This window comes from Comamonas sp. NLF-1-9, from assembly GCF_019195435.1.
GTDB lineage: Bacteria > Pseudomonadota > Gammaproteobacteria > Burkholderiales > Burkholderiaceae_C > Comamonas_C.
On record NZ_CP078069.1, the window covers coordinates 674,199 to 687,651 of the forward strand.

A 13,453-nucleotide genomic window follows, 5' to 3' on the forward strand; every position below is an offset into this window, starting at 1 on the left:
GAATCAATGCACGGCCAGCGCATGCAGGCAGCGCTCGCGCTGGGCGGGCCCGCTGCCTTGCGCCACGGTGAGCGTGCCCAGGCGCAGGCCGTAGCTCAGCCCCAGTCTGTCGGCCTGCAGCACCCAGGCCGTCAGGCGCGAGAGCGCGGCCTCGGTGTCGCGCAGGGACGTGGATTGCAGGCTCAGCCAGAGCTGGCTGCGCTGGTCGGCCTGGGCGTCGCGGCTGACCAGCGCGTCGCTGCCGCTGGCCAGGGCCTGCGCCGCCTTCTTCCAGACGATGAGGCGCTGCGCGTCGCCGCGCCGGTAGGCGCGCACGCCGCCGTGCTCGCTGCTGGCGCTGCTGCTGGCCGCGCCGCCCTGGCCGGGCAGGGGTTCGCCCGCGGGCAGCGGCGGGCAGGCGGGCTCGGGCTCAGGGTAGACCAGCACCTGCGCCTTGGGCCGCCACCAGGCCCAGACGCGAAACAGCCCCATGGGGTAGAGCGTCTGTACCGCCAGCGGCGGCACCTGCTGCAGGCCGCGCCGCGCGGGCGCGAAGCTCAGCTCCAGCGCCGCGCTGCCCTGGGGCGGCACGTCGGTCCAGGACCACAGCCGCGGCTGGCGCAGGGACAGCGCAACGCCATGGCGCCCGCGGGCGCGCGTGTTGATCAGCTGCACCTGCAGCCGCACGCTGGTGCCGGCAAATTGCGGCGCCGGCGCCAGCAGCACGAGCTGCAGACCGCGCAGCGTGGCATGGCTCACCCAGGTGCTGACGGCCGCGCAGCCGGCCAGCAGGAAGGTCAGCAGATAGCCCAGGTTGAGCTGGAAGTTGATCGAAGCCACCAGCAGGATGAGCAGCGTGAGCGCCAGCATCCAGCCCGCGCCCGTGGGCAGGATGTAGATGTTGCGCTGCGTCAGGCGCAGCTGGTCGCCCGGCGGCACGCGCGCCATCCACCAGCGCTGCCAGCGTGTGGCCAGCCAGCCGTGGGCCGCGGCGGCGCCGCTCATGGCAAGGCCACGGCCTGCACCATGGCCTGCACCTGCTCGACGCTGCCGCGGCCCGCGCCGCTCACCGGCTGCATGCGGTGGGCAATGGTCTGCGCGAGGATGGCTTGCACGTCGTCCGGCGCCACGTAGTCGCGCCCCTCGATCAGCGCCTGCGCCCGCGCCGCGCGCACCAGCGCAATCGCCGCGCGCGGCGACAACCCCTGCACGAACCATTTGCCCGAGCGCGTCGCCGCGATCAGCGCCTGCACGTAGTCCAGCAGCGCGGGCGCCACGTGCACCGCCTGCACCTGGGCTTGCAGCAGGGCCAGCTCGCGCGCGTCGAGCAGCGCCGGCAGGTGTTCGAGCTGCTCGCGCCGGTCTTCGCCCGCGAGCAGCGCGCGCTCGGCCGCGCGGTCGGGGTAGCCCAGCGAGATGCGCATGAGAAAGCGGTCGAGCTGGCTTTCGGGCAGCTGAAAGGTGCCGATCTGCTCCTGCGGGTTCTGCGTGGCGATCACGAAAAAGGGCTGGGGCAGGGGGCGGGTCTCGCCTTCCACGGAGACCTGCTTTTCTTCCATCGCTTCCAGCAGCGCGCTCTGGGTGCGCGGGCTGGCGCGGTTGATCTCGTCGGCCAGCAGCACCTGGGTGAACACCGGGCCCGGGTGAAAGACGAAGGCCTCCTTGCCGCGCTCGTACACCGCCACGCCGGTGAGGTCGCTGGGCATCAGGTCGGAGGTGAACTGCACGCGCGCAAACGCCAGCCCGAAGCTGCGCGCCAGCGCATGCGCCAGCGTCGTCTTGCCCACGCCGGGCACGTCCTCGATCAACAGGTGTCCGCCCGCGAGCAGGCAGGCCACGCTGTCCTGGATCTGCGTCGGTTTGCCCACGATCACCGTGTTAAGCTGGCCCAAAAGCGCCTGGATTTTTGCCGGTATGTCCATGTGCGTGACGTTATCCCAAAAGCAGCGTGGAGACAGAGCGTGAGCAGAACGGGCTTTTATACCCACCCTGATTGCCGCAAGCACGAAATGGGAGCCGGCCACCCGGAGTGCCCCGAGCGTCTGGACGCCATCCACAACCGCATGCTGATCACCGGCCTGGCCGACGTGCTGGACCAGCGCGAGGCGCCGGCGGCGGCGCTGGCGGACATCGAGCTGGCGCACGACCGCTGGTATGTGGCGTCGCTGCGCGGCATGTCCGAGCGCATCGCCGAAGAGAAGGCCGCGGGCGGCCCCGCCCACGCGCAAGTGGATCCGGACACCGCGATGAACGTCTGGACCTGGACGGCCGCGCTGCACGCGGCGGGCGCGGCGCTCTCGGCCACCGATGCGGTGATTGCCGGCGAGCTGGAAAACGCCTTTTGTGCGGTGCGCCCGCCCGGGCACCACGCCACGCACGCCAAATCCATGGGTTTTTGCTTCTTCAACAACGTGGCGGTGGCGGCCAAGTACGCGCTCAAGCGCCACAACCTCAAGCGCGTGGCGGTGATCGACTTCGACGTGCACCACGGCAACGGCACCGAAGACATCCTCGCGGGTGACGAGCGCGCGCTGATGTGCAGCTTCTTCCAGAGCCCGTTTTATCCCTACAGCGGCGAGCGCGACCCGGCGGCCAACATGTGCAACGTGCCGGTGGCCGCCTACACCCGGGGCATGGACATCCGCGAGATCGTCGACCTGGTCTGGATGCCCCGCCTGGAGGCTTTCAAGCCGGAAATGATCTTCATCAGCGCGGGCTTTGACAGCCACCGCGACGACGAAATGGGGCAGCTTGGCCTGGTGGAGGCGGACTTTGCCTGGATCACCGCACGAATCAAGGACGTTGCACGGCGTTTTTCCAAAGGGCGTATCGTCTCCTGTCTGGAAGGCGGCTATGCGATGACGCCGCTGGCGTTGAGCGTGGAAGCGCACCTGCGCGCGCTCGCCGATTTGTGATGCACGAGGCAAAGAGACATGACCGATACCGCCGAGCTGCTGCGCACCGAGCGTGACGCACGCGGCGTACACACCCTGACGATGAACGACCCCAAGCGCTTCAACGCGCTGGGCTCGGAGATGCTCGCGCGCCTGCAGCAGGCGCTCGAGCAGGTGCAGGCCGACCCCGACGCCCGCATGGTGGTGCTCGCTGGCAGCGGCCGTGCGTTTTGCGCCGGCCACAACCTCAAGGACATGTCGGCGCACCCCGACCTCGCCTGGTACCGCGAGCTGTTCAGCCAGTGCAGCCGCGTGATGCTCACCATCAACCAGCTCAGCGTGCCGGTGCTCGCGCGCGTGCACGGCATAGCGGCGGCCGCCGGCTGCCAGCTCGTGGCCCAGTGCGACCTGGCGGTAGCCAGCACCGAGGCGCGCTTTGCCACCAGCGGCATCCATTACGGCCTGTTCTGCTCCACGCCCAGCGTGCCCTTGGTGCGCAACGTGCCGGCCAAGCGCGCGATGGAGATGCTGCTCACCGGCGACTTCATCGACGCCCAGACGGCGCTCAGGGAAGGCCTGGTCAACCGCGTCGCAGCGCCCGAGCAGCTTGACGCCGAAGTGGCCGCGCTGGTGGACGCCGTCGTGGAAAAGCCTCGTACGGCCGTCGCCATGGGCAAGAAGCTGGTCTATCAGCAGCGCGAGCTCGGCCTGCAGGCCGCCTACCAGCTTGCCGGCCAGACCATGGCCGCGAACATGATGGACGCCGACGCCCAGGAGGGCGCACTGGCCTTTGCCGAAAAGCGCACGCCGAGCTGGAAAACCCATTGAGCGCGCCCGCGCTGTCGCCGACACGACTCAGGCATTTGCGTCGCGCCGGGCATAATCAAAAAAGCACGACCGTTCGTTTTATTTGAAACGGCGGGCAAGGCGCCAGCACTATAGAATCTTCAGGTTTACGTACACGTCAACGCTATCAACTCCAGGAGCCGCAGCATGAAGGTTTTGGTCCCCGTCAAACGCGTGGTGGACTTCAATGTCAAGGTCCGCGTGAAGTCGGACAACACGGGTGTGGACATCGCCAACGTCAAGATGAGCATGAACCCCTTTGACGAGATTGCCGTCGAGGAAGCGGTGCGCCTCAAGGAAAAAGGCGTGGTCAGCGAGGTGGTAGCGGTCTCCTGCGGCGTCGCCCAGTGCCAGGAAACCCTGCGCACCGCCATGGCCATAGGGGCGGATCGGGCCATCCTGGTGCAGACCGACGAAGAACTGCAGCCGCTGGCCGTGGCCAAGCTGCTCAAGGCGCTGGTGGACAAGGAGCAGCCGGGCCTGGTGATCCTGGGCAAGCAGGCGATCGACGACGACGCCAACCAGACCGGCCAGATGCTCGCGGCCTTGGCCGACCTGCCGCAAGCGACTTTTGCCAGCAAGGTCGAAGTGGCCGACGGCAAGGCCACGGTCACGCGCGAGGTGGACGGGGGCCTGGAGACCGTCAGCATCAGCACGCCCGCGGTCATCACCACCGACCTGCGTCTGAACGAGCCGCGCTACGTGACGCTGCCCAACATCATGAAGGCCAAGAAGAAGCCGCTCGAGACGGTGACGCCGGCCGACCTCGGCGTGGACGTGGCGCCGCGCCTCAAGACCCTGAAAGTGAGCGAGCCGCCCAAGCGCGGCGCCGGTGTGAAGGTGCCCGACGTGGCCACGCTGGTCGAGAAGCTGCGCAACGAAGCCAAGGTGATCTGAGGTAAAGGAATACGGAACATGACCGCACTCGTCATTGCCGAACACGACAACGCCAGCCTCAAGGCTGCCACCCTCAACGCCGTCACCGCCGCCGCTGCCTGCGGGGGCGATGTGCATGTGCTGGTCGCCGGGGAGAACGCCGGCGCCGCCGCGCAGGCCGCCGCGCAGATCGCCGGCGTGGCCAAGGTATTGCACGCCGACGGCGCTAGTCTCAAGGACGGCCTGGCGGAAAACCTCGCCGCCCAGGTGCTGGCCGTCGCCGGCGACTACAGCCACATCCTGTTTCCCGCCACTGCCAGTGGCAAGAACGTGGCGCCGCGCGTGGCCGCCAAGCTCGATGTGGCGCAGATCTCCGACATCACCAAGGTCGACGCCCCCGACACCTTCGAGCGCCCGATCTACGCCGGCAACGCCGTCGCCACGGTGCAGTCGGGCGACGCGGTCAAGGTGATCACGGTGCGCAGCACCGGCTTTGACGCTGCTGCGGCCACGGGCGGCTCGGCCTCGGTGCAAACCGTCGCTGCCGTCGCCGACAGCGGCAAGAGCAGCTTTGTCGGGCGCGAGCTCAGCAAGAGCGATCGCCCCGAACTGACGGCGGCCAAGGTCATCGTCTCCGGCGGCCGCGCGCTGGGCAGCAGCGAGAAGTTCAATGAAGTGCTCACCCCGCTGGCCGACAAGCTCGGCGCTGCCATCGGCGCGAGCCGTGCGGCGGTGGACGCGGGCTACGCGGCCAACGACCTGCAGGTCGGCCAGACCGGCAAGATCGTCGCGCCCGAGCTCTACATCGCCTGCGGCATTTCGGGCGCCATCCAGCACCTCGCCGGCATGAAGGACTCCAAGGTGATCGTCGCGATCAACAAGGACGAGGAAGCGCCCATCTTCAGCGTGGCCGATTACGGTCTGGTGGCAGACCTGTTCGAGGCCGTGCCGGAACTGGTCAAGGCTCTCTGAAGCACCAGCCGGCTGTCGGGGCATCGCGCGCGATGCCCTTTTTTTCACCTGCAGGACCCCGCCATGAGCTATATCGCCCCCGTCAAGGACATGCTGTTTGACATCGAGCACCTGGCGCGCATCGACCAGATTGCGCGCATGCCGGGCTTTGAGGACGCGGGCCTCGATACCGCGGCCGCGGTGCTGGAGGAATGCGCGCGCTTCAACGAAGGCGTGCTCGCGCCGCTGAACGTCGAGGGCGACGTGCAGCCCAGCAGCTGGAAGGACGGCAGCGTCACCACCACGCCGGGCTTCAAGGAGGCCTACCGCCAGTTCATCGAAGGCGGCTGGCAGGGTGTGCAGCACCCGGCCGAGTTCGGTGGCCAGGATCTGCCCAAGACCATAGGCGCGGCCTGCGTGGAGATTCTCAACGCCGCCAATCTCAGCTTTGCGCTCGCCCCGCTGCTGACCGACGGCGCGATCGAGGCGCTGCTGACTGCGGGCAGCAGCGAGCTCAAGTCCATCTATCTGGAAAAGCTGGTCTCGGGTGAGTGGACCGGCACCATGAATCTGACCGAGCCGCAGGCCGGCTCGGACCTGGCGCTGGTGCGCAGCCGCGCCGAGCCCCAGGGCGACGGCAGCTACAAGGTCTTTGGCACCAAGATCTTCATCACCTATGGCGAGCACGACATGGCCGAGAACATCGTCCATCTGGTGCTCGCGCGCGTGCCCGGCGCGCCCGAGGGCGTCAAGGGCATCAGCCTATTCGTCGTGCCCAAGTTCCTGGTGAATGCCGATGCCAGCCTGGGCGCGCGCAACGACGTGTACTGCGTCTCCATCGAGCACAAGCTGGGCATCAAGGCCAGCCCCACGGCGGTGCTGCAGTATGGCGACCAGGGCGGGGCGGTGGGCTACCTGGTCGGCGAGGAAAACCGCGGCCTTGAGTACATGTTCATCATGATGAACGCCGCGCGCTATGCGGTGGGCATGCAAGGCATCGCGGTGGCCGAGCGCGCCTACCAGCGCGCCGTCGCCTACGCCCGCGAGCGCGTGCAAAGCCGCCCGGTCGATGGCAGCGTGGCGGGCAGCGTGCCCATCATCCAGCACCCGGACGTGCGCCGCATGCTCATGACCATGCGCGCGCTGACCGAAGGATGCCGGGCGATGGCGACGGTGGCCGCGGCCGCCTACGACACCGCCCATCGCCATCCGGACGAGCAGACGCGGCGCGACAACCAGACCTTTTATGAATTCCTCGTGCCGCTGGTCAAGGGCTATTGCACCGAGATGAGCCAGGAAGTCACCTCGCTGGGCGTGCAAGTGCACGGCGGCATGGGCTTCATCGAGGAAACCGGCGCGGCCCAACACCTGCGCGACGCGCGCATCCTCACGATCTACGAAGGCACGACTGCGATCCAGGCCAACGACCTGGTCGGGCGCAAGACCATGCGCGACGGCGGCACCGTGGCGCGCGCGCTGGCCGGACGCATCGAGCAGACCGAGGCCGAGCTGCGCGCCAGCGGCAGCGAAGCGGCGCTGTCCATGGCCGCGCGCCTGGCGGGCGCCCGCGCTGCCTACCTCGAAGTGGTGGGCTACATCACCGCACTGGACGCCAGGCAGCACATCAACGCCATCTTTGCCGGCAGCGTGCCCTACCTGCTGCTGGCGGGCAATCTGGTGGCCGGCTGGCAAATGGCGCGTGCGCTGCTGGCGGCGCAGGGCGAGCTTGCCAAGGGTGAGGATACGGCCTTCATGCAGGCCAAGATCACCACGGCGCAGTTCTATGCCGAGCACATCCTCACGCGCGCCCCGGGGCTGCGCGACGCCATCGTGCATGGCGGTGAAACTGCCTGTGCGCTGGCGCTGGACGCTTTCTGATGGTGCTCTCTTGTTGATAGCTGCTAGCGCTTGACCAGCAAGCGTTAGAGCCTGATTTCATTGGTATTTTTTTGGAGCGACCCATGGCCTTGCCCCCGCTGTTCAAGAAGCTGCGCCTGCCGGTGATCGGCGCGCCGCTGTTCATCATCAGCAACCCGCAACTGGTGATCGCCCAGTGCCAGGCCGGCATCGTCGGCGCCATGCCGGCGCTCAATGCGCGCCCGGCCGCGCAGCTTGACGACTGGCTGGCCGAGATCACCGAAACCCTGGCCGCCTGGGACCGCGCGCACCCAGACCAGCCGGCGGCGCCGTTTGCCATCAACCAGATCGTGCACAAGAGCAACGACCGCCTGGAGCACGACATGCAGGTCTGCGCCAAGTACCGGGTGCCCATCGTCATCTCCTCGCTGGGCGCGCGCGAGGATGTGAACCATGCCGTGCACGATTGGGGCGGCGTGGTGCTGCACGACGTGATCAACGACCGCTTTGCCCGCAAGGCGATAGAAAAGGGCGCCGACGGTCTGATTGCGGTGGCCGCGGGGGCGGGCGGGCATGCGGGCGTGAAGAGCCCGTTTGCGCTGGTGCAGGAGATCCGCCGCTGGTTTGACGGGCCGCTCGCGCTCTCGGGCGCGATCGCCACGGGAGACGCGGTGCTCGCGGCCCAGGCCATGGGCGCCGACCTGGCCTATATCGGCTCGGCCTTCATCGCGACGCAGGAGGCGCGCGCGCAAGACGCCTACAAGCAGGCCATCGTCGACGGCACGTCCGACGACATCGTCTACACCAATTTGTTCACCGGCGTGCACGGCAACTACCTCGCGCCCTCGATACGCGCGGCCGGCATGGACCCCGAGCACCTGCCCGAGTCCGACCCGAGCAAGATGAACTTTGGCGCCAGCGCCGCCGCCAAGGCCTGGAAGGACATCTGGGGCTGTGGCCAGGGCATCGCCGCGGTCACCGAAGTGCGTCCAGCGGCCGAGCTGATCGCCCGCCTGCAGCGCGAGTACCGCAGCGCCCGCGAGCGGCTGCAATTGCATTGAGGGCAGCCCGGCCCGCGCGCTTGCCGCGGCGGCTTGGGCGGGTTCGGAGAGGGGCCTTGTTTCTTGCGGCCTGAGCGGCGGGCCCTTGAAGATCGTCGCGGCGCGCGGCGCGCGGCGCGCCGGATGCGTTCAGCGGTGCAGTTCGCCCGCGCTCTCGGGCTGCCAGGTGATCGCGTCCACGCGCACCGTCACGTGGCCGGTGGGGCTGGGCATGGGCAGCTCCTGGCCGACGCTCAGGCCCAGCAGCGCAATGCCCACGGGCGCGAGCACCGACACCTTCTCGGCCGAACCGTCGACGTCCTTGGGGTAGACCAGTTGCAGCGTGCTGGTCTTGCCGGTTTCCACGATGGTGAAGCGCACCGTGGAATTCATCGTGACCACGTTGGCGGGCATGTCCTTGGGCTCGAGCACGTCGGCGCGGTCGAGCTCGGCTTCCAGCGCATCGCGCCCGGCAAAGCTCGGTCCGTCCTTCTCAAGCAGCCTCTGCAGGCGCTCGTAGTCCAGCGACGACAGAGTGATCTGGGGTTTGCCTACCATGGTCGGATTCCTATCAAAATTTCTTGTCTGGCATTGGGCGCGCTCAGACGGACAAAAGCCCGGGCAACCGCCGTTGTCCGGGCCAGAGCGTCATGCAGGGGCTTGCGCCGACATGCGTTGACCCGGATTGTGCCGTGGATTGGCGCAAACGCCAAGCAAGCCCCTGCAGCGGGCCGCCCCGGCCGCGCCAGAAAAAAGCCCGCCGGCGGCGTGCGGGCGGGCTGTTCTTGCAAGGCCTGCGTGGCCGATCAGCGCTCGCCTATGGGCGTGACATTGCGTTCCGGCGCCCCGACATAGAGCTGGCGCGGGCGGCCGATCTTGTACTCGGGGTCGCTGATCATCTCGTTGAGCTGGGCGATCCAGCCCACGGTGCGTGCCAGCGTGAAGATGCCGGTGAAGAGCTTGACCGGAATGCCGATCGCGCGCTGCACGATGCCCGAATAGAAGTCCACGTTCGGGTAGAGCTTGCGCTGCACGAAATAGTCGTCTTCCAGCGCGATCTTCTCGACCTGCTTGGCCAGGGCGAACAGCGGGTCTTTCTCCAGGCCGAGCTCTGCCAGCACCTCGTTGCAGGTTTCCTGCATGAGCTTGGCGCGCGGGTCGTAGTTCTTGTAGACGCGGTGGCCAAAGCCCATGAGCTTGACGCCGCTGTTCTTGTCCTTGACCTGCTCCATGAACTCGCCGACCTTGGCGATGCCGCCATTGGCCTGGATGTTCTCCAGCATGTTCAGGCAGGCTTCGTTGGCGCCGCCGTGGGCCGGACCCCAGAGGCAGGCCACGCCCGCGGCGATCGCCGCAAACGGGTTGGTGCCCGAGGAGCCGCACAGGCGCACGGTGGAGGTGGAGGCGTTCTGCTCGTGGTCGGCATGCAGGATGAAGATGCGATCCATCGCGCGCTCGATCACCGGGTTGACCTGGTAGTCGGCCGAGGGCACGCCAAACATCATGCGCAGGAAGTTGCCGGCGTAGGAGAGTTCGTTGCGCGGGTACATGTAGGGCTGGCCCACGCCGTACTTGTAGGCCATGGCCACGAGCGTGGGCAGCTTGGAGATCAGGCGGATCGCGGCGATCTCGCGGTGCTCGGCGTTGTGGATGTCGGTGCTGTCGTGGTAGAAGGCCGAGAGCGCGCCGATCAAGCCGGTGAGCACCGCCATCGGGTGGGCGTCACGGCGAAAACCGCGCATGAAGAATTGCATCTGCTCGTGCACCATGGTGTGGCTGATCACGAGCTTGTGGAATTCGTCGCGCTGGCCGACGTTGGGCAATTCGCCCTTGAGCAGCAGATAGCACACGTCCAGAAAGTCGCACTGCGTCGCCAGCTGCTCGATCGGGTAGCCGCGGTAGAGCAGGCGGCCTTTTTCACCGTCGATGAAGGTGATGCTCGACTGGCAGGAGGCGGTGGACAGGAAACCGGGGTCGTAGGTGAACATGCCGGTCTGGCTGTAGAGCTTGCGGATGTCGACCACGTCCGGGCCTATGGTGCCGTGGTAGACGGGCAGATCCACGCTGGGGCTGCCGTTGTTGAACGACAGCGTCGCCTTGTGTTGCGCCAATTGCATAGTCATCTCGGAGTTCCTTGTTAGTGTGGCAATGGGGTGGCCGTCACGACGGCAAGCCGCCCGGCGGACGCTGACGAATCAGTTCCAGCACGGCATGCACCTGCGGCACGTCCAGCTCGTCGGTGGGCTCCGTGCGGCGCAGGAAAAGCGCGAGCAGGTCGTTGTCCGGCAGGTTCATCAGCAGCGTAAGGCCATAAGCTTGTTCCTGGCTTACGCGCTGGCCGTGGACCTGGAAGAAACGCTCGATGAAGATGTCGTTTTCCAGCAGCCCACGGCGGCAGCGCCAGCGCAGGATCGATGTCTCGCGCTCGTCCAGCAGGTCGGGCGGGGGCATGGGGGCTTACAGCGCGCGGTGCGTCATCAATTCCTTGATCTTGCCGATGGCGCGATTGGGGTTGAGGTGCTTGGGGCAGACGTCCACGCAGTTCATGATGCTGTGGCAGCGGAACAGCCGGTAGGGGTCTTCCAGGTTGTCCAGGCGCTCGCCCGTGGCCTGGTCGCGGCTGTCGGCCAGGAAGCGGTAGGCCTGCAGCAAGCCCGCCGGGCCGACGAACTTGTCCGGGTTCCACCAGAACGAGGGGCAGGCGGTCGAGCAGCTCGCGCACAGAATGCATTCGTACAGGCCGTCGAGCTCTTCGCGCTCTTCGGGCGACTGCAGGCGCTCTTTCTCGGGCGGCGGCTCGTCGTTGATCAGATAGGGCTTGATCGAGTGGTACTGCTTGAAGAACTGCGTCATGTCCACGATCAGGTCGCGGATCACGGGCAGGCCGGGCAGGGGCTTGAGCACGATGGTCTCGGGCAGCGTGTGCATGTTGGTCAGGCAGGCCAGACCGTTCTTGCCGTTGATGTTCATCGCGTCCGAGCCGCAGACGCCCTCGCGGCAGGAGCGGCGAAAGGCGATGGTCGGGTCTTCCCGCTTGAGCTTGAGCAGGGCGTCCAGCAGCATGCGCTCATGGCCGTCGAGCTCGACCTCGTGGGTTTGCATGTAGGGGCGTTCGTCCTTGTCCGGGTCGTAGCGATAGACTTTGATGGTGCGCTTCATGATTCGATTACCTCGTGTGAACGAACCGCTCAGAACGTGCGGACTTTGGGGGGAATGCTGTCCACGCTCAAGGGCTTGAGGTTGACCGGCTTGTAGTCAAGGCGGTCGCCGTCGCGGTACCAGAGCGTGTGCTTGAGCCATTCCTCGTCGTTGCGCCCGAGCGGGAATTGCGGATGGTCGGCCGGGTGCTCGTAGTCGTAGACCATGTGCGCGCCGCGGCATTCCTTGCGCGCTGCGGCCGAGGCGATGGTGGCGCGCGCCACTTCGATCAGGTTCTCGACCTCCAGCGCCTCCATGCGCGCGGTATTCCACACCAGGGACTTGTCCTTGAGCGCGATGTGCTCAACCTCTTCGGCAATGCCCTTGACCATCTGAACGCCCTCGTCGAGCATCTTCTGCGTGCGAAACACCCCGGCGTGCGTCTGCATCGTGGTGCGCAGCTTGTTTGCCACATCCTGCGAATACAGGCCGTCGCTGGAGTCCTGCAGCTTGTTCAGGCGCGAGAGTGAATAGTCGGAGGCATCGGCCGGCGCATCGTGGTGCTCGCCGTAGCCGCGCACGTATTGGGTGATGTGCTCGCCCGCCGACTTGCCGAAGACCAGCAGGTCGAGCAGCGAATTCGTGCCCAGGCGGTTGGCGCCATGCACCGAAACCGCCGAGCATTCGCCCACCGCGTACAGGCCGTGAACGACCTGGTTCTGCTGCCCGTCCCAGACCACCACCTGACCGTGGATGTTGGTCGGGATGCCGCCCATCATGTAGTGGATGGTGGGCACCACGCCGATCGGCTCCTTGGTGATGTCCACGTTGGCGAAGTTGTGCCCGATCTCTTCGACCGAAGGCAGGCGCTTGTGGATGGTCTCGGCGCCCAGGTGGTCGAGCTTGAGCAGGATGTGGTCCTTGTTCGGCCCGCAGCCGCGGCCTTCCTTGATCTCCTGGTCCATGGAGCGCGAGACGAAGTCGCGCGGCGCCAGATCCTTCAAGGTGGGCGCGTAGCGCTCCATGAAGCGCTCGCCTTCGCTATTCAAAAGGATAGCGCCCTCGCCGCGGCAGCCTTCGGTCAGCAGCACGCCGGCGCCGAACACGCCGGTGGGGTGGAATTGCCAGAATTCCATGTCCTGCAGCGGAATGCCGGCGCGCGAAGCCATGCCCAGGCCGTCGCCGGTGTTGATGTAGGCGTTGGTCGTGGCGGCAAAGATGCGTCCCGCGCCGCCGGTAGCCAGCAGCACCGCCTTGGCGTGCAGCTCGTAGAAGTCGCCGGTTTCCAGCTCGAGCGCGGTCACGCCGATCACCTCGCCGCGGGTGTTGCGGATCAGGTCCAGCGCCATCCACTCGACGAAGAAGTTGGTCTTGGTGCGCACGTTCTGCTGGTACAGCGTGTGCAGCATGGCGTGACCGGTGCGGTCGGCTGCGGCGCAGGCGCGCTGCACCGGCTTTTCGCCGTAGTTGGAGGTGTGGCCGCCAAACGGGCGCTGGTAGATGGTGCCGTCCGGGTTGCGGTCAAACGGCATGCCGAAGTGCTCGAGCTCGATCACCACCTTGGGCGCTTCGCGGCACATGAATTCGATGGCGTCCTGGTCGCCCAGCCAGTCGCCGCCCTTGACGGTGTCGTAGAAGTGGTAGTGCCAGTTGTCCTCGCTCATGTTGCCGAGCGATGCCGACACGCCGCCTTGCGCCGCCACGGTGTGCGAGCGCGTGGGAAAGACCTTGGTGAGGCAGGCCACGTTCAGGCCCGAGCGCGACAGCTCCAGCGCAGCACGCAGGCCGGCCCCGCCGGCGCCGACGATCACGACGTCGAACTTGCGCTTGGTGATATTGGCTTTGGTGTAGCTCATGCTTGACTTTCGCTCG

General features: G+C 67.0%; 13 protein-coding genes. 6 read left to right on the plus strand and 7 right to left on the minus strand.

Features of this window, described 5'->3' with window-relative positions:
* Nucleotides 1–3 precede the first annotated feature (3 nt).
* Together KUD94_RS03295 and KUD94_RS03300 are read right to left on the minus strand one after the other, a co-directional pair.
* Nucleotides 4–984 (minus strand): DUF58 domain-containing protein, encoded by a 981-nt coding sequence (locus KUD94_RS03295; RefSeq protein WP_218238459.1) that lies wholly within the window; start codon nt 982–984, stop codon nt 4–6.
* Nucleotides 981–1,901 (minus strand): MoxR family ATPase, encoded by a 921-nt coding sequence (locus KUD94_RS03300; RefSeq protein ID WP_218238460.1) that lies wholly within the window; start codon nt 1,899–1,901, stop codon nt 981–983. Before KUD94_RS03300 ends, KUD94_RS03295 begins: the two co-directional genes overlap by 4 nt.
* Before the next feature lie 87 nt (nt 1,902–1,988).
* Between KUD94_RS03300 and KUD94_RS03305 the strand changes: the two genes are divergently transcribed.
* The 6 genes from KUD94_RS03305 (at nt 1,989) to KUD94_RS03330 (ending at nt 8,464) form a co-directional block, all read left to right on the plus strand.
* Nucleotides 1,989–2,894, plus strand: a complete 906-nt coding sequence (locus KUD94_RS03305; protein WP_370625884.1) for a histone deacetylase family protein — start codon at nt 1,989–1,991, stop codon at nt 2,892–2,894.
* Nucleotides 2,895–2,912: 18 nt separating this feature from the next.
* Nucleotides 2,913–3,701, plus strand: a complete 789-nt coding sequence (locus KUD94_RS03310) for an enoyl-CoA hydratase (protein ID WP_218238462.1) — start codon at nt 2,913–2,915, stop codon at nt 3,699–3,701.
* A 165-nt stretch (nt 3,702–3,866) separates the two neighbouring features.
* On the plus strand, nt 3,867–4,616 hold the full coding sequence (locus tag KUD94_RS03315; RefSeq protein WP_218238463.1) for an electron transfer flavoprotein subunit beta/FixA family protein: 750 nt from the start codon (nt 3,867–3,869) through the stop codon (nt 4,614–4,616).
* An 18-nt stretch (nt 4,617–4,634) separates the two neighbouring features.
* Entirely contained in the window at nt 4,635–5,567 is a 933-nt protein-coding gene (locus KUD94_RS03320) for an electron transfer flavoprotein subunit alpha/FixB family protein (protein WP_218238464.1), read from the plus strand.
* 63 nt (nt 5,568–5,630) lie between these two features.
* On the plus strand, nt 5,631–7,424 hold the full coding sequence (locus KUD94_RS03325; protein ID WP_218238465.1) for an acyl-CoA dehydrogenase: 1,794 nt from the start codon (nt 5,631–5,633) through the stop codon (nt 7,422–7,424).
* A gap of 83 nt (nt 7,425–7,507) precedes the next feature.
* Nucleotides 7,508–8,464 carry a nitronate monooxygenase family protein gene (locus KUD94_RS03330; RefSeq protein ID WP_218238466.1) on the plus strand — a complete coding sequence of 319 codons (957 nt, stop codon included), beginning with the start codon at nt 7,508–7,510 and terminating at the stop codon, nt 8,462–8,464.
* Nucleotides 8,465–8,593: 129 nt separating this feature from the next.
* Here KUD94_RS03330 and rnk read toward each other — a convergent pair whose 3' ends face one another.
* From rnk to sdhA, 5 genes are all read right to left on the minus strand, one after another.
* A complete protein-coding gene (gene rnk, locus KUD94_RS03335; RefSeq protein WP_218238467.1) occupies nt 8,594–9,001 on the minus strand; it encodes a nucleoside diphosphate kinase regulator in 408 nt (135 codons plus the stop codon).
* 248 nt (nt 9,002–9,249) lie between these two features.
* A complete protein-coding gene (locus tag KUD94_RS03340) occupies nt 9,250–10,560 on the minus strand; it encodes a citrate synthase (protein WP_218239171.1) in 1,311 nt (436 codons plus the stop codon).
* A 43-nt stretch (nt 10,561–10,603) separates the two neighbouring features.
* Nucleotides 10,604–10,894, minus strand: a complete 291-nt coding sequence (locus KUD94_RS03345; RefSeq protein ID WP_218238468.1) for a succinate dehydrogenase assembly factor 2 — start codon at nt 10,892–10,894, stop codon at nt 10,604–10,606.
* Between the two features lie 6 nt (nt 10,895–10,900).
* Nucleotides 10,901–11,602 (minus strand): succinate dehydrogenase iron-sulfur subunit, encoded by a 702-nt coding sequence (locus tag KUD94_RS03350; protein WP_218238469.1) that lies wholly within the window; start codon nt 11,600–11,602, stop codon nt 10,901–10,903.
* Between the two features lie 29 nt (nt 11,603–11,631).
* A complete protein-coding gene (gene sdhA, locus KUD94_RS03355; protein ID WP_218238470.1) occupies nt 11,632–13,437 on the minus strand; it encodes a succinate dehydrogenase flavoprotein subunit in 1,806 nt (601 codons plus the stop codon).
* Nucleotides 13,438–13,453 lie beyond the last annotated feature (16 nt).

Bases quoted from the DNA above. Each gene is read 5' to 3' on its own strand.
- KUD94_RS03330 (WP_218238466.1), top strand. From the start codon at position 7,508: ATGGCCTTGCCCCCGCTGTTCAAGAAGCTGCGCCTGCCGGTGATCGGC.
- KUD94_RS03345 (WP_218238468.1), bottom strand. From the start codon at position 10,894: ATGCCCCCGCCCGACCTGCTGGACGAGCGCGAGACATCGATCCTGCGC.
- KUD94_RS03325 (WP_218238465.1), top strand. From the start codon at position 5,631: ATGAGCTATATCGCCCCCGTCAAGGACATGCTGTTTGACATCGAGCAC.
- KUD94_RS03310 (WP_218238462.1), top strand. From the start codon at position 2,913: ATGACCGATACCGCCGAGCTGCTGCGCACCGAGCGTGACGCACGCGGC.
- KUD94_RS03340 (WP_218239171.1), bottom strand. From the start codon at position 10,560: ATGCAATTGGCGCAACACAAGGCGACGCTGTCGTTCAACAACGGCAGC.
- rnk (WP_218238467.1), bottom strand. From the start codon at position 9,001: ATGGTAGGCAAACCCCAGATCACTCTGTCGTCGCTGGACTACGAGCGC.
- sdhA (WP_218238470.1), bottom strand. From the start codon at position 13,437: ATGAGCTACACCAAAGCCAATATCACCAAGCGCAAGTTCGACGTCGTG.
- KUD94_RS03295 (WP_218238459.1), bottom strand. From the start codon at position 984: ATGAGCGGCGCCGCCGCGGCCCACGGCTGGCTGGCCACACGCTGGCAG.
- KUD94_RS03320 (WP_218238464.1), top strand. From the start codon at position 4,635: ATGACCGCACTCGTCATTGCCGAACACGACAACGCCAGCCTCAAGGCT.
- KUD94_RS03305 (WP_370625884.1), top strand. From the start codon at position 1,989: ATGGGAGCCGGCCACCCGGAGTGCCCCGAGCGTCTGGACGCCATCCAC.
- KUD94_RS03315 (WP_218238463.1), top strand. From the start codon at position 3,867: ATGAAGGTTTTGGTCCCCGTCAAACGCGTGGTGGACTTCAATGTCAAG.
- KUD94_RS03300 (WP_218238460.1), bottom strand. From the start codon at position 1,901: ATGGACATACCGGCAAAAATCCAGGCGCTTTTGGGCCAGCTTAACACG.
- KUD94_RS03350 (WP_218238469.1), bottom strand. From the start codon at position 11,602: ATGAAGCGCACCATCAAAGTCTATCGCTACGACCCGGACAAGGACGAA.